At 75.0% G+C, this 19,314-nt stretch carries 15 protein-coding genes; 6 read left to right on the plus strand and 9 right to left on the minus strand.

The annotated features are described in order from the left end of the window. Window positions 1-84: 84 nt before the first annotated feature. The gene (locus DMP15_RS08070) at window positions 85-588 is read right to left on the minus strand and encodes a MarR family winged helix-turn-helix transcriptional regulator (protein WP_073578491.1); all 504 of its coding nucleotides are present in this window, start codon (window positions 586-588) and stop codon (window positions 85-87) included. A gap of 65 nt (window positions 589-653) precedes the next feature. Here DMP15_RS08070 and DMP15_RS08075 point away from each other — a divergent pair, with 65 nt between their 5' ends. Together DMP15_RS08075 and DMP15_RS08080 are read left to right on the plus strand one after the other, a co-directional pair. Continuing rightward, a complete protein-coding gene (locus DMP15_RS08075) occupies window positions 654-968 on the plus strand; it encodes a thiamine-binding protein (protein ID WP_073578490.1) in 315 nt (104 codons plus the stop codon). Next, complete coding sequence (locus DMP15_RS08080; protein ID WP_073578489.1) at window positions 965-1,768, plus strand: alpha/beta fold hydrolase; 804 nt, start codon at window positions 965-967, stop codon at window positions 1,766-1,768. The genes DMP15_RS08075 and DMP15_RS08080 overlap by 4 nt, the downstream gene beginning before the upstream one ends. Before the next feature lie 163 nt (window positions 1,769-1,931). Here the strand turns inward: DMP15_RS08080 and DMP15_RS08085 are convergent, their stop codons facing one another. After that, window positions 1,932-2,177 (minus strand): hypothetical protein, encoded by a 246-nt coding sequence (locus DMP15_RS08085; RefSeq protein ID WP_073578488.1) that lies wholly within the window; start codon window positions 2,175-2,177, stop codon window positions 1,932-1,934. A gap of 472 nt (window positions 2,178-2,649) precedes the next feature. Here DMP15_RS08085 and DMP15_RS08090 point away from each other — a divergent pair, with 472 nt between their 5' ends. Genes DMP15_RS08090 through DMP15_RS08100 form a run of 3 tightly spaced genes read left to right on the plus strand, consistent with a single transcriptional unit; the run spans window position 2,650 to window position 6,340 of the window. Next, window positions 2,650-3,597 carry a tetratricopeptide repeat protein gene (locus DMP15_RS08090; protein WP_237453880.1) on the plus strand — a complete coding sequence of 316 codons (948 nt, stop codon included), beginning with the start codon at window positions 2,650-2,652 and terminating at the stop codon, window positions 3,595-3,597. Window positions 3,598-3,651: 54 nt separating this feature from the next. Next, window positions 3,652-5,040: a glycosyltransferase family 87 protein gene (locus DMP15_RS08095; RefSeq protein ID WP_073578486.1), complete on the plus strand. Its 1,389-nt coding sequence runs from the start codon at window positions 3,652-3,654 to the stop codon at window positions 5,038-5,040. Between the two features lie 43 nt (window positions 5,041-5,083). Further along, window positions 5,084-6,340, plus strand: coding sequence for an MFS transporter (locus tag DMP15_RS08100; RefSeq protein ID WP_083659168.1), 1,257 nt, complete (start codon window positions 5,084-5,086; stop codon window positions 6,338-6,340). A gap of 123 nt (window positions 6,341-6,463) precedes the next feature. Here DMP15_RS08100 and glgB read toward each other — a convergent pair whose 3' ends face one another. From glgB to DMP15_RS08130, 6 genes are all read right to left on the minus strand, one after another. Further along, entirely contained in the window at window positions 6,464-8,974 is a 2,511-nt protein-coding gene (glgB, locus tag DMP15_RS08105) for a 1,4-alpha-glucan branching protein GlgB (protein ID WP_237453761.1), read from the minus strand. A gap of 165 nt (window positions 8,975-9,139) precedes the next feature. Next, window positions 9,140-10,240 (minus strand): glycosyltransferase family 4 protein, encoded by a 1,101-nt coding sequence (locus tag DMP15_RS08110; protein WP_073578484.1) that lies wholly within the window; start codon window positions 10,238-10,240, stop codon window positions 9,140-9,142. Next, the gene (locus DMP15_RS08115; RefSeq protein ID WP_073578483.1) at window positions 10,237-11,100 is read right to left on the minus strand and encodes an alpha/beta fold hydrolase; all 864 of its coding nucleotides are present in this window, start codon (window positions 11,098-11,100) and stop codon (window positions 10,237-10,239) included. The genes DMP15_RS08110 and DMP15_RS08115 overlap by 4 nt, the downstream gene beginning before the upstream one ends. Beyond that, window positions 11,097-12,344: a glycosyltransferase gene (locus DMP15_RS08120; protein WP_161151909.1), complete on the minus strand. Its 1,248-nt coding sequence runs from the start codon at window positions 12,342-12,344 to the stop codon at window positions 11,097-11,099. Before DMP15_RS08120 ends, DMP15_RS08115 begins: the two co-directional genes overlap by 4 nt. Beyond that, on the minus strand, window positions 12,332-12,979 hold the full coding sequence (locus DMP15_RS08125) for a DedA family protein (RefSeq protein ID WP_073578481.1): 648 nt from the start codon (window positions 12,977-12,979) through the stop codon (window positions 12,332-12,334). Before DMP15_RS08125 ends, DMP15_RS08120 begins: the two co-directional genes overlap by 13 nt. A 168-nt stretch (window positions 12,980-13,147) precedes the next feature. Beyond that, complete coding sequence (locus tag DMP15_RS08130) at window positions 13,148-14,503, minus strand: maltokinase N-terminal cap-like domain-containing protein (RefSeq protein ID WP_253067477.1); 1,356 nt, start codon at window positions 14,501-14,503, stop codon at window positions 13,148-13,150. A 394-nt stretch (window positions 14,504-14,897) separates the two neighbouring features. On the opposite strand from DMP15_RS08130, the gene treS reads away from it, so the two are divergent. Then, window positions 14,898-17,216: a maltose alpha-D-glucosyltransferase gene (treS, locus tag DMP15_RS08135; protein ID WP_312888814.1), complete on the plus strand. Its 2,319-nt coding sequence runs from the start codon at window positions 14,898-14,900 to the stop codon at window positions 17,214-17,216. A 68-nt stretch (window positions 17,217-17,284) separates the two neighbouring features. Here treS and DMP15_RS08140 read toward each other — a convergent pair whose 3' ends face one another. Beyond that, window positions 17,285-19,276, minus strand: coding sequence for an alpha-1,4-glucan--maltose-1-phosphate maltosyltransferase (locus tag DMP15_RS08140; protein WP_073578589.1), 1,992 nt, complete (start codon window positions 19,274-19,276; stop codon window positions 17,285-17,287). Window positions 19,277-19,314: the final 38 nt, after the last annotated feature.

Here is a 19,314-nt window from a genome sequence, read left to right on the forward strand (position 1 = left end):
TGCGCAGCTGGCGCGGCCCGGGACACGGCGGTCCGCCACCGGGCGGGCCGCGACGGCGGAGACGGGCCGGCTGAGGTGCGCGGATCAGGCGAAGTCGCCGGCGGCGCGGCGCACCGAGCGCAGCAGCGCGGTCAGCTGCTCCTCCTCGGCCGGGTCCAGCCCGGACAGGCCGAAGTCGATGCCGGTCACCGCGGCCGTGGCCTTCTCCAGCCGGGCACGCCCCTCGGTGGTCAGCTCGACCAGGGTGGCGCGGCGGTCGGTGGGGTGCGGCACCCGCCGGACGAGGTCGTCGCCCTGCAGCCGGTCGACGATGTTGGTCACGCTCGTCGGGTGCAGCTGCAGGCGCTCGCCCATCACCCGCATCGGGAGGCTGCCGCGGCGCGCGAAGTCCAGCAGCACCAGGGCCTCGTAGCGGGCGAAGGTCAGCCCGTGCGGCCGGAGCGCCGTGTCGACGGCGGAGAGCAGGATCTGCTGCACCCGCATCACGCTGGTGACCGTCGCCATCGTGCGCGCGGGGCCGACCCGCTCCTCCCAGAGCTCGGCCGCACGCTGGATCGGGTCGAAGGGGAGCGACCCGCGGGATGCCATGGCCCGACGCTAGCAAGTGCCGTGACCGGATCCGTTCCGCACGCCGGGCGTGGCACGGTGTCGGCATGCTCTTCGCCTTCAGCATCGCCCCGTCCGGATCGGACTCCGGGGACGGCAGCGTCGGTGCGGCCGTCGCCGAGGCCGTCCGGGTGGTCCGCGAGTCCGGTCTGCCGAACGAGACCACCTCGATGTTCACCACGATCGAGTCCGAGACCTGGGACGAGGGGATGGCGGTGGTCAAGCGCGCCGTCGAGGCCGTCACCGCCGTGTCGCCGCGGGTCAGCCTGGTCCTCAAGGCCGACATCCGGCCCGGGTACCAGGGGCAGCTGCAGGCCAAGGTGGAGCGGGTCGAGGAGCACCTGCGCGGGGGCGGCGCGTGAGCGCCCCGGCCGGACCGGGGGCCGGGGGACCCGGTCCGGCACGGGTCGTGCTGGTCCACGGCGCCTGGCACCGCGGGGTGTCGTGGGCGCCGGTGGCCGAGGCACTGGCGGCCCGGGGTGTGGCGGCGGTCGCGCCGGACCTCCCGTCCGACGAGCCGGGGGTCGGCCACGCCGAGCTCGTCGGCGCGGTCCTGTCCGGGGCCGGCGACGGGCCGGGCGGGCCCGGTCCCCGGGGCGACGGTCCGCCGGTCGTGCTGGTCGGCCACTCGCTCGGCGGCCTCGTGGCCACCGCGGCCGCCGACCGGATCGCCGACCGGGTCCGGGCGCTGGTCCTGGTCGCGGCGCTCGTCCCCGAGCCGGGTCGTCCCTACCGGGACCGGATGCGTGCCGAGCGCGACCTGATGGTCGCCGGCTACGACGCCGAGGTCCGTCGCGGCCCGGGGGTCAGCACGTACTGGCCGGACGCACGGGCGGTCGCCGACGGGCTCTACCGGGGCGTCGCCGACGAGCTCGACGCGGCGGGACGCGACGGGCGGGCCGTGGTCGCGGACGCGGCGGCGGAGCTGCGCCCGCAGGACTGGTCGCTGCTCGCCGAGCCGTGCCCGGTGTCGTCGTGGCCCGCGGTGCCGACGGTGTCTGTGGTGTGCGCGGAGGACCGGGTCGTCAGCCCCGTCGCGGGACGGCGGGAGGCGGACCGGGTCGGGGCGCGGCTCGTGGAGCTCGCGGGCGGGCACTTCCCGATGCTCACCCGGCCGGAGGAGACGGCGGAGCTGCTGGCCGGGCTCGCCGCGCCGGCCTGACGACGGGCCCCGCCGGCCGACGCGCACCGGGGCGGGGTCACCGGAGCGCCGGGGGCCGGGACGACGACGGCCGGTGACGGGAGACCCGTCACCGGCCGTCGGGCATCCGGACCGGGTCCGGAGGCCGTGTCGTCGTCGCGGCGTACCGCGAGGAGGGCCGTCGTCAGCCCGCCATGATCGTCGAGAAGTAGTACACGCCCGCGAGGATGCCGACGAAGCTGACGGTCATGCCGATCTGGGCGAGCTTGGCCATGCCCGGCTTGCGGTAGGCGAGGAAGCCGGCGACCAGGCCCGCGGCACCCAGGATCCAGGCGGCGATCGGGACGAGGAACGCGGCGATCGCGATGATGCCCAGCGCCAGCGACGCGTAGGCCAGGGTCGGCTTGTCGGTCGTCTGCATGTTGCTCATCGGGTTGGAGCCCTCCGTTGTGCGCCGGGGTGCCGGCGGTCGTTCTGTCGGGGAAGGGAACCGCGGGGTGGGGCAACCGGGGGAACGCCCCGCCGCGGTCACGCAGAGTCAGCATCGAGTCCCTGCAGGGTGTTCAACGAGTGACGACGCCCGGTGTTGCTCCGCCGGTCCGGTGATCGTGGGAGCACCGTCGTCCTCGCCCCCGGTCGTGCGGCCCCGTACCGCGGGCCGGGCCGGCGACCGAACGGCACAGGGGCGGCCGGCCGGGGAGCGTCGCCCGGGGGTGGGGAGGGAACGGGCCAAAAGCGGACAGGGCCCGAGTCGGCGAGGGGATGACGCCGACCGGCCGGGGCGCACGCGTCGCGCGGGGGCGCGTGTCACCGGGCGGGGCGTGTCACGCCGGACACACGGACGTGCCAGGATGGACGGCGTGTCTCGCCCAGATCCTCGTCAGGCGGCCCAGCGTGCGGCGATGTCCTCGGCCATGGCCGGGGCGGTCGACCTCTCCGGGCTGAAGGCCCGTGCCGATGCGGCGAATCGTCCCGCCCCGTCCGGCGGTGCCGCGGGTGGTCCACCCGCGACCGGCGGGGGCGAGGGCTCCTGGGTCGTCGACGCGACCGAGCAGGGCTTCCAGAACGAGGTCCTCGAGCCGTCGCTGCAGGTCCCGGTCGTCGTCGAGCTGTGGGCCAGCCGCTACCCGCGCGAGGAGCAGCTGTCGGCCGAGCTGGAGCGGCTCGCCTCGACCGGCGGCGGCGCCTGGCGCCTGGCCCGGGTCGACATCGACACCCAGCCCCGGGTCGCCCAGGCCTTCGGCGTGCAGCAGGTCCCGATGCTGGTCGTGCTCGTCGGCGGTCAGCCGGTCGACGCGGTCAACGGTGCGATCCCCGAGGACCGGGTGGCCGAATGGGTGACGTCCCTGCTCGACGCGCTGCGCGACCGGATGCCGGCCATCGCCGAGGGTGAGCGCCGGGCGGCCGCAGCCGGTTCGGACGAGCCCGTCGAGGAGCCCGAGGACCCGCGCTTCACCGCAGCCGAGGACGCCCTGGAACAGGGTGACTACGCCGCCGCCGAGGCCGCCTACACCGGGATCCTCGACTCCGAGCCCGCCAACGAGCAGGCGAAGGCGGCGCTGGCGCAGGTCCGCTTCCTCGCCCGTGCCGAGCAGGCCGACCCGTCGTCGATCGAGCGGGCCGACGCCGCGCCCGACGACGTCGACGCCCAGCTCGCCGCGGCCGACGCCGAGCTGGCCGCCGACCGGGTCGAGGCCGCCTTCACCCGGCTGGTCGGCACCGTCGCCCGGACCGGGGGCGAGGACCGTGACCGGGCCCGCGGGCACCTCGTCGGGCTCTTCGAGCTCTTCCCGGCCGACGACCCGCGGGTCGCCACGGCCCGGCGCGCGCTCGCCCGCGCCCTGTTCTGAGCCGGGTTCCTCCCCGATGACCCACCGGCCGCCGGTGGTCCGCCCGCGGACCCCGTGGCCGCCGGATCCGGCGCCCACGAGGACCGGGGCCGCATCGGCCGCGGCCGGCCGGCGGGCCACGCGGTGACCGCGGACCTCCGGTCGGGCCCCGCCGCGGCGGACCCCGTGCGGACGGGGTGGACCGGGCGGACGGCGCGGCGGGCGCACGCGGCGCGCGACGCCGTGCACCGCCTCGCCCGGGCGGGGGCGCCGATCGTCGCCGTCGCCGCGCTGGTGGCCGCTGCACTGCTGTTCCTGCTGGGCGGCCCGCCGTTGCTGCGCTGGATCCCGGCGACCGACATCGCGCGGATGCACGTCGACTTCGACACCTTCCGGGCCTCGGCGCACGCGCTGGTCCAGCACGGCCCGGGCAGCGCCGCGATCTACGACACCGGCGCCCGCCTGCACAACCTCAACCCGCCGCTGCTGTCGGTGCTGCTCGCGCCGCTGGCCCTGCTCGACCCGGTCACCGGCTACCGGCTGCTGACGGCCCTGTCGGTGCTGCTCGTCGCCGGGTCGGTGCTGCTGGTCTGCCGGGAGCTGCGGCTGGGCCGCCGCTGGACGACCGGCGCGCTCGTGGTGGTGCTGGCGTCGTCGCCGTTGCACGGGACGCTGCTGCTGGGCCAGATCTACCCGCTGCTGCTGGCCGGGCTGACCGCGGGCTGGGTCGCCGAACGGCGCGGGCACCCGGTGCTGGCCGCCGCCTGCTACGGCGTGACGGTCGCCCTCAAGCCCTCGCTCGCGCCGGTGCTGCTGCTCCCCGCCGTGCAGGCCCGGTGGCGGCCGTTCGCGGCCGGGATCGCCGCCGCGGCGGTCGCGACGCTCGTCGGCGTCGCCGTCGCCGGGTGGCCGACGGCGTTCCAGTGGCTGGCGATGGCGCTGGCCGAGCCGGTCGGCCCCACCCCGGACAACGCGTCGCTCCCGGGCCAGGCGTTGCGTTGGGGGATCCCGACCGTCGTCGGGGCCCTCGTGGGCGCGGCGGTCGCGGCCGGCACGCTCGTCCACCTCGGGCGGCGTACCCGCCGGCACGGAGCCGGCCCGGCCGTGGGCACCGACCCGGGCGGGACGGCGCTGTTCGCGGTGCTCGCCACCGGTCTGCTGGCCGCGCCGATCGCGTGGCACAACTACCTGCTGCTGCTCGTGCCCGGGCTGCTGGCGCTCGTCGCGTCCGGGGAGGCGGGGGACACCCGCCGCCGGGTCGTCGTCGCGATCGGGTGTCTCGCCGTCGTCCCGGTGAGCTGGTCGGACCTGTGGGCCGACGGCGGCTGGGCGACCCCGCTCGGGCGGGCGCTCTACACGGCGGTGCTCCTGGTGACATGGTGGTCACTGCTGCGTCCGGCGACCGGACCGGTCCCCGGCGGGTCCTTCCGCTCTGCGGAAGAGTCGGCCCGCGCACCGGCCTGACGGTCCAGACTCCGCGCCACCCGAGACGCAAGGAGGCTCCCGGATGGCGCAGACGTCACGGCCCGACCCCGCCCGCGGACCCACCACCGCCCCCGGCGCCGTCCGCCACGGGGGCTGGGTGGCCCCACTGTGCTGGGCGGCGGTGGCGCTCGAGGGCTTCGACCTGGTGGTGCTCGGCGTCGTGCTGCCGTCGCTGCTGGAGGAGCCCGCCTGGGGCCTGACCCCGGCGACGGCGTCGCTGGTGTCCACCGCCGGGCTGCTCGGTGTGATGGCCGGCGCCCTCTCCGCGGGCCCGCTCGCCGACCTCGTCGGACGGCGCCGGGCGATGCTGGCGACCGTCGTCGCGTTCTCCGTGCTGACGCTGCTGTGCGCGGTCGCGACCGGCCCGTGGACGTTCGGCGCACTGCGCTTCCTGGCCGGGCTCGGCCTGGGCGGGGTGCTGCCGGTGGCGCTGGCGATGGTGAACGAGCACAGCGGACCCGGGCGCGGCGGCAGCGCGACCACGACCCTGATGACCGGCTACCACGTCGGAGCCGTCGCGACCTCGCTGCTCGGGATCCTGGTCATCCCGGTCTGGGGCTGGCGGCCCATGTTCGTGCTCGGTGCGCTCCCGGCGATCGTGCTGGTCCCGCTGCTGGCCCGGTACCTGCCGGACACGCTGCCCGCCGAGGCCCGCGCGACGGCCGCACCGGCCGGGCCACGGTCGCGCAACCCGGTCGCCCAGCTCGTCCGCGACGGCTACCTGCGCTCATCGGTCGCGTTCTGGGTCGCCTCGTTCATGGGGCTGCTGCTGGTGTACGGCCTCAACACCTGGCTGCCGCAGATCATGCGGGTCGCCGGGTACGGGCTCGACGCGGCGCTGGCCCAGCTGCTCGTGCTGAACGTCGGCGCGATCGTCGGTCTGCTCGTCGCGGGCCGGGTCGCCGACCGGATCGGGCTGCGCACGGCGACGGTCGGCTGGTTCGTCGCGGGCGCGGTCTTCCTGGCGCTGCTCGCGGTGCCGCTGCCCGGCGGCGGGATCTACGTGAGCGTCCTGCTCGCGGGCGTGTTCGTGTTCAGCTCGCAGGTGCTGGTCTACGCGTTCGTCAGCCGGCACTACCCGGACCACGCGCGGGCCTCGGCGCTCGGGGCGGCCAGCGGGATCGGCCGGCTCGGCGCGATCTGCGGGCCCCTCCTCGGCGGTGTGCTGCTCACTGCGGGCCTCGCCTACCCGTGGGGCTTCTTCGCGTTCGGGGCGGTCGCCGCGCTGGGGGCCCTGGCGGTACTGGCCGTACCCGGCGACCGGCGCGTGACGGGGTGAGCCGATGGCGCGCGTCTGGATGGGCCCCGACGACGAGCCGTCGCGCAGGTCACCGGTCGACGGCGACCGTCCGCCTGCCCGCGACCGGCCCGGCGAGGGGCCGGACCGGTCGCACGGCGGAGATCAGTCGCCCGCGGTGGTCCCGGTGTCCGACGCGCCCGTCCCGGAGCTCCCGTTGACGAACGTCCCGGTGCGCACCGCCCGGACACCGACGGTGCCGGGTGCGGGCGCGACCGAGGTGGACACCTGACCGGCGTCCGGGACGTCACCGGAGTCGTCCGGCCCCGGGTCGACGAGGTCGGCCGGGTCCGCCGGGGCGGCGGAGACCCGCAGGTCGTCGTCCGGGGTCACCGGCGCCTCGACGTCGGTGTCCTCCGGCTCGTCGGGCAGCGCGGCGGCCGGCAGCGGCGGCGGGACCGTCGCGGCCGGGGCCGCCTCCTGCGTCGGGGCGGACAGCACCGGGCCGCCGGTCTCCTCCGGCACCAGCCACAGCACACCCGACGGCGGGAGCCGCAGCACCGCCGAGGCGGGCTGGCCGTGCCACATGACCTGCTCGCCCCTGACCCGCCCGAGGTTGCCCACCCCGGACCCGCCGTAGGCCGACGCGTCGGTGTTGACGACCTCGGTCCAGTTCCCGGCGAACGGCAGCCCCACCCGGTAGTCCTCGCGGGGGGAGCCGGAGAAGTTCGCGACGCAGGCCAGCACGGTGGCGCGGCCCTCGGCGTCGACGCCGTGGCGCAGGAACGAGAACACGTTGCCCTGCGCGTCGTTGGCGTCGATCCAGCCGAAGCCGTCCGGGGTGGTGTCGCGCGACCACAGTGCGGACTGCGCGCGGTAGGTCCGGTTCAGGTCCCCGACGAGGGTGGTGATCCCGCCGTGCAGCGGGTCGTCACTCTGCAGGTGCCAGTCCAGCGACCGCTGCTCGGACCACTCGCGCGGTTGCCCGAACTCGCCGCCCATGAACAGCAGCTGCTTGCCCGGGTGCGCCCACATGTAGGCCAGCAGTGCGCGGACCCCGGCGGCCTTGTTCCAGTCGTCGCCGGGCATCCGGGTCCACAGCGACCCCTTGCCGTGCACGACCTCGTCGTGGCTGATCGGCAGCACGTAGTTCTCGCTGAACGCGTACATCAGCGAGAAGGTCATCTGGTTGTGGTGGTAGCTGCGATGGATGGGGTCGCGCCCGGTGTAGTCGAGCGTGTCGTGCATCCAGCCCATGTTCCACTTGAGCCCGAACCCGAGACCGCCCATGTAGGTGGGCCGGGTGACGCCCGGCCAGGCGGTGGACTCCTCGGCGATCGTGACGACTCCCGGGTGCTCCCGGTAGACCGTCGCGTTCATCTCCTGCAGGAACGCCACCGCGTCGAGGTTCTCCCGGCCGCCGTGGACGTTGGGCAGCCACTGGCCGTCGGCACGGGAGTAGTCCAGGTAGAGCATCGAGGCGACCGCGTCGACGCGCAGGCCGTCGATGTGGAACGACTCGAGCCAGTACAGCGCGTTCGCGACGAGGAAGTTGCGCACCTCGTTGCGGCCGAAGTCGAACACGAGCGTGCCCCAGTCGGGCTGCTCGCCGCGGCGCGGGTCGGCGTGCTCGTAGCAGGCCGTGCCGTCGAAGCGGGCCAGCGCCCACTCGTCGCGCGGGAAGTGCGCGGGCACCCAGTCGACGATCACGCCGTAGCCCGCGCGGTGCAGCCGGTCGACGAAGTACCGGAAGTCGTCGGGCGTGCCGAACCGCGAGGTCGGGGCGAAGTACGAGGTCACCTGGTAGCCCCAGGACCCGCCGAACGGGTGCTCGGCCACCGGCAGCAGCTCGACGTGGGTGAACCCGGTGGTGTCCAGGTAGGCCACCAGCCGCTCGGCGATCTCGCGGTAGTCCAGCCCCGGCACCCAGGAACCGAGGTGCATCTCGTAGACGCTCATCGGTTCCGCGTGCGGTCGGCGCTGCGCGCGGTCGGCCATCCACGCGTCGTCGGTCCACTCGTGGACGTCGCGGGTCACGACCGACGCCGTCTGCGGCGGGATCTCGGTGGCGAAGGCCATCGGGTCGGCCTTGTCCCGCCACCGGCCGTCGGGGCCCAGGATGCGGAACTTGTAGCGGTCGCCGACGCCGACGCCGGGCAGGAACACCTCCCAGACCCCGGAGCTGCCCAGCGAGCGCATCGGCAGCGTCCAGCCGGCCCAGCCGTCGAAGTCACCGGTGACCCGCACACCGCGGGCGTTCGGCGCCCAGACGGCGAAGCTGGTCCCGGCGACCGGGCCGGAGGGGGTGTCGTAGTCCCGGACGTGTGCGCCGAGGACGTCCCACAGGCGTTCGTGCCGTCCCTCGCCGATGAGGTGCAGGTCCATGTCGCCGAGCGTCGGCAGCCAGCGGTACGGGTCGTCGACCGTCTGCTCGGTCGTGCCGCCGGCGCCGTCGCCGTAGGTCACGAGCAGCCGGTAGTCGCCGCCGGAGCCGGGGACGAGGCCGGAGAACAGTCCGGCGTCGTGCACCCTGGTCAGCTCGCAGGCCTGCGCGCGGTCACCGTTGGGCAGCACCGCCACCGAGACGGCGTGCGGCCGCAGGACACGGACCACGGTGCCGTCGACGTGCGGATGCGCGCCGAGCACCGAGTGGGGGTCGTGGTGGGCACCGCCCAGGAGCCGGTCGGTCGTCGCCTGGTCCGGTGCGTACGCATCGGTCTCGGAGCGGGTCGCTCGGGTCTCCTCGGAGGTCACTGCGGAACCGTACTGCGGGTGACGAACGCCCGCCGCGCGCGGTCGCACAGTGTTGCCGGATCGCAGTCGAGCGTGAGCGGGGGCGCGTCATCCCCGCCCGCGCCGGCGCCGGTGACGGGCCAGCGCCCGTTCCAGGACCGCCTGCAGCGCGCCGGCGGCGCCGTCCCAGGTCTGCTCGGCGGCCCGGGCGCGCACCGCGTCGGAGCGCTGCGTCCACGTCGTGTCCAGCGCGCGCACGGCGGCGGCGAACCCGGCGTCGTCGCCCGGCGCGACGAACACCCCGGCGTCGCCCGCGACCTCGCGGAAGGCCGGGATGTCGGTGACGACGACGGGGCAGCCCCGCGCCATGGCCTCCAGCACCGGGAGCCCGAACCCCTCGTCGCGGGAGGCGGAGACCAGCGCGGTGGCGCCGTCGAGCAGGGCGCGGTAGCCGTCGTCGTCGACGCCGTCGTGGAACACCGGCCGGGCCGGCGCGGCGAGCCGCTCCAGCTCCGTGCGCACCCCGGGCGGGACGGGGGAGACCAGGTGGAGCTCGTGGCCGGGCAGCCGGGCCGCGGCCCGGGCCAGGGTCGCGACGTCCTTGTAGGGCATGAACGACCCGGCGTAGACGATCCGGTTCCCCGGCGGCCGGGACCGCGTCGGCGTGCCGGGCGGCAGGTGGAAGTCGGTGGCGTCCGGGACGACGGCGACCTCGCGGCGGGACAGCCGGTGCGCCGCGATCAGGCCCGCGGTCGCGCCGGACACGCATGCGACGGCGTCGGCGCCGGCCAGCAGCAGTCGCTGCGGCCACCACGACAGGTGGTAGGCCCGCCACACCGCCCGCACCGGCGCGGGCAGCCACGGCGGCGGCGCCGGGTGCCGGTAGTAGATGAGGTCGTGCACGGTGAGCACCACCGCGTAGCGGCGTCCGAGCGTGCCCATCGTCTGCATCGGGCTGAAGACGACCGCATCGGGTGACCCGGCGACGATCCGGTTCACCCGCCGCGCGACCAGCGGCTCCCCGGCCCCGGTCGGGGCGGGCAGGGTGTGCGCGGGCCGGTCGGGCAGCCCGTCGCGCTGGCGCGGGTCGGACACCAGCAGCTCCACCGGGGCGATCCGGTCCAGCGCGCGGACCAGCCCGGTGGTGTAGCGGCCGATGCCGTCCGGGCGTCCGGGACGGATGTAGCGGCAGTCGACGAGCACCCTCACCGCGCCACGAAACCCCGGATCTCGCGGGCCGCCCACGCGGGGGCCTCGTAGTGCAGGAGGTGGCCGGTACGCGGCAGCAGGACCAGCCGGGCGTCGGCGAAGGCGGCGGCGAGCGCGTGCTGCCCGGCCGGTGGGGCGACCCGGTCGCGGGCCCCGGCCAGCAGCAGTGTCGGCACCGTGATCCGGGGCGCCCAGGGGCGCACCGAGCCGGAACCGGCGGCGCGGAGGCACTCCAGCAGCGACGCCGTCGTGGCGAAGGTGCCGAAGTGGGCGCGGTGCTCGTCGGAGATCCAGTGACGCAGCAGCGGGTCGCGGGTGGTGGTCATGGAGACGGTCGCGGCGTCCGCGAGCAGCCGGTGGCGCAGCAGGCCGTCGAGGCCGAGCCGGGCGGCACCGGAGTGCAGCAGCGCGGTGGCGGCCGTCCCGAGGCCGGTGACGCCGCCGGCGTCCGAGGCGGGCTCGGCGATCGGGTTGACCAGGACCAGCGCCCGCGGGGTGGTCGCGGCGGCGGCGCAGACGGCCGCGGCCACGATCGACCCGAACGAGTGCCCCAGCAGCACCGTGTCCGGGCCGAGGTCGGCGAGCAGCGCCGAGGCCCAGCGGGCGTAGCCGTCGACGTCGTGGGTGCGGTCGGTGAACGCCGGCGACGCCCCGAACCCGGGCAGGTCCGGCACGACGACGCGGTACCCGGCCAGTCGCGACGCCAGCGGCGCGAGCCCGTGGTGGCTGCCGCGCAGCCCGTGCAGCGCCAGCACCGGCGCCCCGTCCGGGTCCCCGAGGGTGTGCACGACGGTGGGCGCGCCGTCGACGACGTGCACGGGAGAGGCCACCGCGAGGGCGGGCGACGGCGTCGCGGTCACCGCCGGGTGTCCGCGTGCCGGCGGGCGCGGCGTGCCGAGCGGAACGCGCGCACCGGCACGACCGGGCGGGCCTTCGTCCGGTACAGCTCCTCGAAGGTGTCCACCGTGGTCGCCAGTGAGTGCTCGGAGGCGATCTGCAGGCTCGCTGCCCCCAGCTCGGCCGCGCCGTCGGGGTCGTCGAGCACCCGGGCCAGCCGGTCGGCGAGCGCGGCGACGTCGCCGTGGGGGTAGCGCCAGCCGTTCACCCCGGGGCGGGCCAGGTGCGGCAGCGCACCCGCGTCGACGGCGACGACCGGCTTCCCGGTCGCCATCGCCTCCAGCGTCACCAGGCTCTGCAGCTCGGCGGTGCCGGCGTTCACGAACACGTCCAGGGCCGGGTAGACGTCGGGGATCTCGTCGTCGGTGAGCCGGCCGGTGAACGTGACCGCGTGCTCCAGGTGCTCGGCGCGGACCAGGGCGCCCAGCCGGGCCCGCTCCTCGCCGTCGCCGACGACGACCAGCTGCGCGTCGGGCACGGCACCGGCACGCAGCAGCGCGGTGGCGCGGACCAGCTCGTCGACGTGCTTCTCCCGGTCCAGCCGCCCGACGAAGCCGACCAGCGGCACCCCCTCGGCGATGCCGTGCCGGGCGCGGAACGCGGGCCCGCGACCGGTGGTGTCGGGCCGGAAGCGGCCCAGGTCCAGGCCGTTGGACACGGGCAGCACCGGGCCGGGGACGCCGCCCTGCTCGGCCATCGACGCGGCCAGCGGGGTGGGTGCGGTGACCAGCCCGGCCCGGCTGAGCACGCGCACCGCGTCCCACCAGAACAGCTTCTTGAGCCCGGACTCCGGCAGGTGCAGGAAGCTGATCGCCGGGATGATGTTCTCCGGGATCATGTGCGTGGTCGCCATCGACGGGACGCCGAGGTCGGCGGCCGCGGTGAGCAGCATCCGCCCCAGCACCATGTGGCTCTGCACGTGCACGACGTCGGGCCGGACCCGGCGCAGGATCGCGCGGCAGGTCCGGCGCAGCCCGGGCGGCGGGCAGAGCCGGAAGTCCGGCGGCTTGGGGACGCGGCAGGAGCGGACCCGGTGTTCGGTCACCGGCCCGACCCGGCGCGGCGGGAGGCTGCGCAGGCCGCGCGACGGTGCGACCACGTGCACCTCGTGCCCGCGGGCGGCGAGCTCGGCCGCCAGCCGCTGTCCGGCGTAGCTGGCCCCGTTGACGTCCGGTGCCCAGGTGTCGGCCCCGATCAGGACGCGCACACGTTCTCCTTCCGCGAGGTCCTGGCACGCACCCACAGCGCGCGCCCGGCCACGAGCACCAGGCCCACGCCCAGCCCCACCGCCACGATGATCCACGGCCGGTCGGCCAGCTCCGCGGCGAACCGGCCCCCGACCACCCAGCCGATCCCGACCAGCAGTGCCGAACGCACCGCCGTCAGCGGGACCACCCAGGCCACGAATCGCCGGTACGACACCCCGGCCAGGCCGATGGCCAGGAACGCGGGGATCGCGCCGACGTCCACCAGTTTCGCGCCCAGCACCAACCGGCCCGGACGGCCCCCCACCTTCGCGCGCAGTGCGTCCCAGCGACGCTCGGTCAGACCCAGCCGGACCAGCAGCGGAGCGATGGCCGGGCGGCGCCCGCCGCGGCCGAGGACGTAGAAGGCGGTGTCGGCGACGACGTCGGCGGCGAACGCCACCAGCCACACCACCCACCAGTCGAGCAGCCCGGCGCCCGCGAGTGAGCCGGCGACGACGCTGACGACCGGCCCCTCCACCAGCACACCGAGGAAGAGCACGGCCAGCGTCACGCCGAGCGTGGGCCCGTCGGGGCGCTGGACGAGGCCCAGGACGCCGTCCAGACCGTCCGCACCGAGCAGACCGGCCGGGGTCACGAGAGGTCCTCGGGCCGGGTGGGGGGTGGTCGTCTCACGGTGGGTGTCCTCCTGGTCGGGGAGGATTCCACGATCCCGCGCCAGGCCGCCCGGGGAGTCGGGCGTCGCCCCGGCGTCGTCGGCGGGAAGGTCCGGTGACCACCGGGTGTCGCCGACGGCCCGGACGTGCTAAGCGGTGCCGCGCGCGATCGCGGTGAGCGGGATCGGCAGCCAGGTCGGACGGCTGCGGGTCTCGTAGAGCACCTGGTAGACGGCCTTGTCCAGCTCGTAGGCGCGCAGCAGCGCGGCGTGCACGCGCGGGTCCTCGCCGGCGCGGGCGGCGTAGCCGGCGCAGAACGCGTCACGGTTCGCGGCCGACCAGTCGTGAGCGAGGCGTGCCTCGGTGGTGTCCGAACCGAGACCTGCCCCGGGCGTGTCGGACCGGGTCAGCAGGTGGTGGAAGGCGGCGTAGTCGAAGGAGAACAGCATCCCGACGACGTCGCGCACCGCGGAGTCCGGCGCGCGCCGCTCCTCGGGGGAGGCGGCCGGCTCGCCCTCGAAGTCGATGACCAGCCAACGCCCGTCCGGGCGGCGCAGCGTCTGCCCGAGGTGCAGATCGCCGTGCACCCGCTGCACGACGACGGGCGCGCCCAGCGCGGCCACCTCGTCGTAGACGGCGCGGATCGCGGGCACGTGCGGGGCGAGCACCGGCACCTGGTCGGCGACGTCGGCGCACCGCCGGGTCCAGTACGCCGCCAGCTCGCGCGGGTCGGCCTCGGAGGTGCCGAGCTCGGCGCGCAGCGCGACGTGCACGTCGGCGAGCGCCTCACCGAGCGCGCGGGCGTCGCCGGTGAAGTCGGTCCGGTCGCGGACCGCCGCGGTGGCCCGCTCCCAGCCGTCGTGCGAGCCGGCCGCGAACTCCTGCAGGAGCGCGAAGGTGGCGGGCTCGCCGCCGAGGACACCCTCGATCCCGCCCTGCAGCGCCGCGACCGACGTCGACCCGGCCGCGCGCAGCGCCCGGTGCAGCTCCAGATCGGGGTTCAGACCGGGGGACAGGCGCCGGTAGACCTTGAGGATGGAGCGCTCGCCCCAGCGGACGGAGGTGTTGGACTGCTCGGCGTCGACGACGCGGCCGGTCTCGGTCAGCGGCAGGTCTGCGCCCGGCTCGGGCACGAACGACAGGTCATCGACGGTCGCGCCCTCGGCGATCAGCCGCAGCAGCAGCGCGGTGACGCGCCCGTCGTGCAGGCCGTCGTAGAGGACCTGCCCGTCGTGGTCGCCGATCGGGGCGGCCCCGGCCGGGGCGTGCGGGGCGCGGGCCAGGAGCAGCTGGTAGTGGCGGTCCGGACCGTCGGCGAAGGACACCGCGAGGATCAGCACCTCGAGCCCGGTGACACCCTCGGCGGCGGGCAGCGGGTGCCGTGACGCGACGGCGACGCCGGTCAGCGGACGCCCCTTCTCGGCGAACCAGCGACGCCCGGGCAGCCAGTCGCGCAACAGACCCGGGAGCGCCGTCAGGTCCTCGGAAGCTCCGGTCGGCCGCACGCGTCGTCCCCCTCCTGCCGGGCGTCCGCCCGGCCTGTGAACACCACCGCGGACCGGTCGCGGCCACCGCCCGCACCACGTCGGGGTACCGGTCGGCGCCACCCGGGCCCGCAGGCGAAAACCCTAACCGGGACAGGCCGACCCGGCCGGGTCAGGAGGTCGGGTGGGCGGTACTGTCCGTGTCGGATCGACCACCCGTTGGTCACGGGCGGTGATCACGCCTCTGTCCGGCATCCCCGTGCCGGGAAACCCATACTGGACGCGGTGCCCGCGGGTACCCCGCGACGGTGCGCACGCGCCCGCGTGCGGATCGCCGTCGCAGGGCGCACCGTGGGCCGGACATGCCCAGAACCTGCCCTGACCTGCCCCCCACAGCGACCGGAGGACCGGCGGCGTGACCGAGCGAGAGCCGAAGGCCGACATCCCCCCGACGATCCCGGAGACCCAGGCCCGGATCGCACCGGCCGATCCGCTCGCCGCCGTCGAACCGGTGCCCGCCGAGGCCGAGCACGTCCCGGAGCCACCGGACGTGAACTTCGCCGAGTACTACCACGAGGCGCGTCCGCGCACGCTGCGTCACCGCGCCCGGGTGCGGTCCACGGTGCGGCGCCGGTCGGTGTCGCAGGACGGCCCGGCGTCGGGGGAGAACCCGGTCTACGTGTCGTGGCTGCTGTCCCAGTCGATGCTCGGCCACGCCGACGAGCTGGCCCGCCAGTTCTCCGGGCAGGGCTCGATGTGGCAGAACCCCTACGCCAGCCCCGGCCCGCGGCACGCGGTCGAGACGGCGTCGGTGTGGTTCACCGCCTACCCGATCTCGCTGATCACCGCCTCCGGCGAGTCGTTCCTGGCGGCGCTGGGCAACGAGGAGCTGTGGCAGGCGTTCGAGACGATCGGCATCGAGGGCGTCCACACCGGGCCGGTGAAGAAGGCGGGCGGACTCTCGGGCTGGCAGCCCACCCCGAGCGTCGACGGCCACTTCGACCGCATCTCCAACGAGCTCGACCCGGCCTTCGGCACCGAGGACGAGTTCCGCGCGATGTGCGCGACCGCCACCTGGCACGGCGGCACGATCATCGACGACATCGTCCCCGGCCACACCGGCAAGGGCCCGGACTTCCGGCTCGCCGAGCTCGCCTACGGCGACTATCCGGGCATCTACCACATGGTGGAGATCGAGCAGTCCGACTGGGGGATGCTGCCGGACGTGCCGCCGGGGAAGGACTCGGCCAACCTCGACGCCGCGACCGAGGAGGCACTGGAGAAGGCCGGCTACATCGTCGGCCGGCTGCAGCGGGTCATCTTCTACCGCGAGGGCGTGAAGGAGACCAACTGGTCGGCGACCGGCGAGGTCACCGGCGTCGACGGCGTCGTGCGGCGCTGGGTGTACCTGCACTACTTCAAGGACGGCCAGCCGTCGGTCAACTGGCTGGACCCGACCTTCGCGGGCATGCGGATGGTCATCGGCGACGCCCTGCACTCGCTGGCCGACCTCGGCTCGGGTGCGCTGCGCCTGGACGCGAACGGCTTCCTCGGCGTGGAGAAGGCGGGCTCCGGGGACCCCGGCTGGTCCGAGGGGCACCCGCTGTCGGAGGCCGCGAACCACCTCATCGCGAGCATGGTGCGCAAGGTCGGCGGGTTCACCTTCCAGGAGCTGAACCTGACCGTCGACGACATCAAGGTCACCTCCGAGGCGGGCGCGGACCTGTCCTACGACTTCATCAACCGCCCCGCCTACCACCACGCGCTCGCGACCTCGGACACCGAGTTCCTGCGGCTGACCCTGCGCACCGCGCTGGATCTGGGCGTCGACCCGGCGTCGCTGGTGCACGCGCTGCAGAACCACGACGAGCTGACCTACGAGCTCGTGCACTGGACCGCGGGACACACCGACGAGCTCTTCCACTTCCGCGGCGAGGACATGCGCGGCGGGGATCTGGCCGACACGATCCGCCGCGACCTGTGCGACGTCCTCACCGGAGCGGACGCGCCCTACAACCTGATCTTCACGACGAACGGGATCGCCTGCACCACCGCGACCGTCATCGCCGCCTCGCTCGGCATCTCCGCGCTCGACGACATCGGCCCCGACGACGTCGAGCGCATCCGGCGGGTGCACCTGCTGCTGGTCATGTTCAACGCCTTCCAGCCCGGGGTGTTCGCGCTGTCGGGCTGGGACCTGCTCGGCATGCTGACGCTGCCGCCGGACTCGGTCTCGGACCTGCTGAACTCCGGGGACACCCGGTGGATCTCGCGGCCGGCGCACGATCTGATGGGGCACCGGCCGGACGCCGAGAGGTCCTCGTCGGGCATGCCCCGCGGGCGCAGCCTCTACGGGTCGCTGCCCGACCAGCTGACCGAGGAGACCAGCTTCGTCCGCCAGATGCAGGCGATCCTGGCCGTGCGCAAGCGCTCCGGGGTGGCGACGGCCCGCCAGGTCGACGTGCCGGACGTGTCGCACCGCGGCCTGCTGGTGATGGTGCACCTGCTCGACGACGACCGGACCAGCGTGACCGTCCTGAACTTCGCCGACGAGCAGGTGGACGCGTTCGTGCGGTCCGAGCACCTGGCGCCGGGAGCGACGGTCACCGACCTGTTCTCCGGCGAGACCGTCGGCACCGTCGACGACCTCAACGGGTTCCGGATCGGGATGGCCCCGTTCCGGGCGACCGCCGTGGTCCTGGAGCCCCCGGCGGACGACGCCGACGAGGACTGAGCGCCCACACCCGTCCGCCGCCGTCCACACCCGTCGCGACGGGTGTGGACGGCGGCGGACGGGGCGGGTCAGAGCAGCGGGGCCTGCGCGGGCAGCGTGATCACGTGCGCGACGTGGTCGGTCGGGACCAGCCGCACGAAGTTGTACTCGCCCCAGCGGTAGGTCTCGCCCGACACCTCGTCGTGCACCTCGACGACGTCGGTGTACCGCAGCCCCAGCGCCGGCATGTCCAGCTTGAGGGTGCCCTGCTGCGGCGCGTGCGAGTCCAGCGTGCACACCACGAGCACCTGGTCGCCGGTGGACGGGTCCACCTTGGAGAAGGCGATGATGTGCTCGTTGTCCACCTCGTGGAAGTGGATCTCGCGCAGCTGCTGCAGCGCCGGGTGCGCGCGGCGGATCTCGTTGAGCCGGGTCAGGTACGGCTCCAGCGAGCGCCCCTGGTTCAGGGCGGACTCGAAGTCCCGCGGCCGCAGCTCGTACTTCTCCGAGTCGAGGTACTCCTCGCTGCCCGGCTTGACCGGCGTGCCCTCGTAGAGCTCGAAGCCGGAGTAGACGCCCCAGGTCGGCGCCATCGTCGCGGCCAGGGTCGCCCGGATCGCGAACATCGCCGGGCCGCCGGTCTGCAGCGACTCGTGCAGGATGTCCGGGGTGTTGGTGAACAGGTTCGGACGGCACTCGTCGGCGTGCTCGGCGTGCATCGTCGCGAAGTCGGCGAGCTCCTCCTTCTCCGTCCGCCACGTGAAGTACGTGTAGGACTGGGTGAAGCCCAGCCGCGCGAGCCCGAACAGCCGGGCCGGGCGGGTGAACGCCTCGGCCAGGAACAGCACCTCCGGGTGGGTCCGCTTGACCTCCCAGATCAGCCAGTGCCAGAAGTTCGGCGGCTTGGTGTGCGGGTTGTCGACGCGGAAGATCGTCACCCCGTGCTCGACCCACTTCAGCACCACGCGCAGGCACTCGGCGTAGATGCCCGCCGGGTCGCGGTCGAAGTTCAGCGGGTAGATGTCCTGGTAGCGCTTCGGCGGGTTCTCCGCGTAGGCGATGGTGCCGTCCGGGCGGACGGTGAACCACTCCGGGTGCTCGGTGACCCACGGGTGGTCCGGGGCGCACTGCAGCGCCAGGTCGAGCGCGACCTCCATGCCCAGCTCGTTCGCCCGCGCGACGAACGCGTCGAAGTCGTCGAAGTCGCCCAGCTCGGGGTCGATCGCGTCGTGCCCGCCCGCGGCCGAGCCGATCGCCCACGGGGAACCGACGTCGCCCGGCTCGGCGTGGGTGGAGTTGTTGCGGCCCTTGCGGTGCACCGTGCCGACCGGGTGGATCGGCGGCAGGTAGACGACGTCGAAGCCCATCCGCGCGACGCGGTCGAGCTCCTTCGACGACGTCGCGAACGTGCCGTGCACCGGCCGGCCGGTCTCGTCCCGCCCGCCGGTGGAGCGCGGGAAGAACTCGTACCAGGAGCCGTAGAGCGCGCGGGGCCGGTCGACGAAGATCGTCCGCTCCGGGCCGCGGGTGATGAGCTCCCGGACCGGGCGCTCGGTCATGATCGCGACGACGGCGTCGAACAGGGCGGGGGCGACCCGCGCGCGCAGCGGCAGCGCGGTGTCCCGCAGCGTGTTCGCGGCACCGAGCAGCAGGTCGCGGCTGTCCTTCTCGGCCGGGCGACGCCCGACCCTGGCGAGCAGCCGGGCGCCGACCTCGAGGTCGTTGGCCAGCTCCTCGGCCGTCTGGCCCGCGGCGATCTTCTTCTCCACACCCGAGCGCCAGGTCGCCCACGGGTCGCTCCACGCGTCGACGCGGAAGGTCCAGCGACCCTCGGCGTCGGGGCGGACCCAGGCCACGAAGCGGTCGGTGCCCACCCCGTCGGGCTGCATCCGCACGTACTGCGCGTCGCCCGGCGTCCCGTCGGCCGACAGCGGGGTGAACACGACGTTCGCCGCGACGGCGTCGTGTCCCTCCCGCCACACGGTCGCCCGGATCGGGACGACCTCGCCGACCACGGCCTTGGCCGGGTCTCCGCTCTCCACGAACGGGGTCACGTCGTCGATTCCGAGCCGACCGGTCATCGGCTGCACCCCCAGGAAATTGTCACCGTCGGTAGAAG

The organism is Pseudonocardia sp. UM4_GMWB1 (genome assembly GCF_017312155.1).
Lineage (GTDB): Bacteria > Actinomycetota > Actinomycetes > Mycobacteriales > Pseudonocardiaceae > Pseudonocardia > Pseudonocardia alni.

What these genes read in the sequence shown, in the direction of transcription:
- DMP15_RS08070 (WP_073578491.1), bottom strand. Translation starts at nt 588, where the DNA reads ATGGCATCCCGCGGGTCGCTCCCCTTCGACCCGATCCAGCGTGCGGCC.
- DMP15_RS08075 (WP_073578490.1), top strand. Translation starts at nt 654, where the DNA reads ATGCTCTTCGCCTTCAGCATCGCCCCGTCCGGATCGGACTCCGGGGAC.
- DMP15_RS08085 (WP_073578488.1), bottom strand. Translation starts at nt 2,177, where the DNA reads ATGAGCAACATGCAGACGACCGACAAGCCGACCCTGGCCTACGCGTCG.
- DMP15_RS08090 (WP_237453880.1), top strand. Translation starts at nt 2,650, where the DNA reads ATGTCCTCGGCCATGGCCGGGGCGGTCGACCTCTCCGGGCTGAAGGCC.
- DMP15_RS08100 (WP_083659168.1), top strand. Translation starts at nt 5,084, where the DNA reads ATGGCGCAGACGTCACGGCCCGACCCCGCCCGCGGACCCACCACCGCC.
- DMP15_RS08140 (WP_073578589.1), bottom strand. Translation starts at nt 19,276, where the DNA reads ATGACCGGTCGGCTCGGAATCGACGACGTGACCCCGTTCGTGGAGAGC.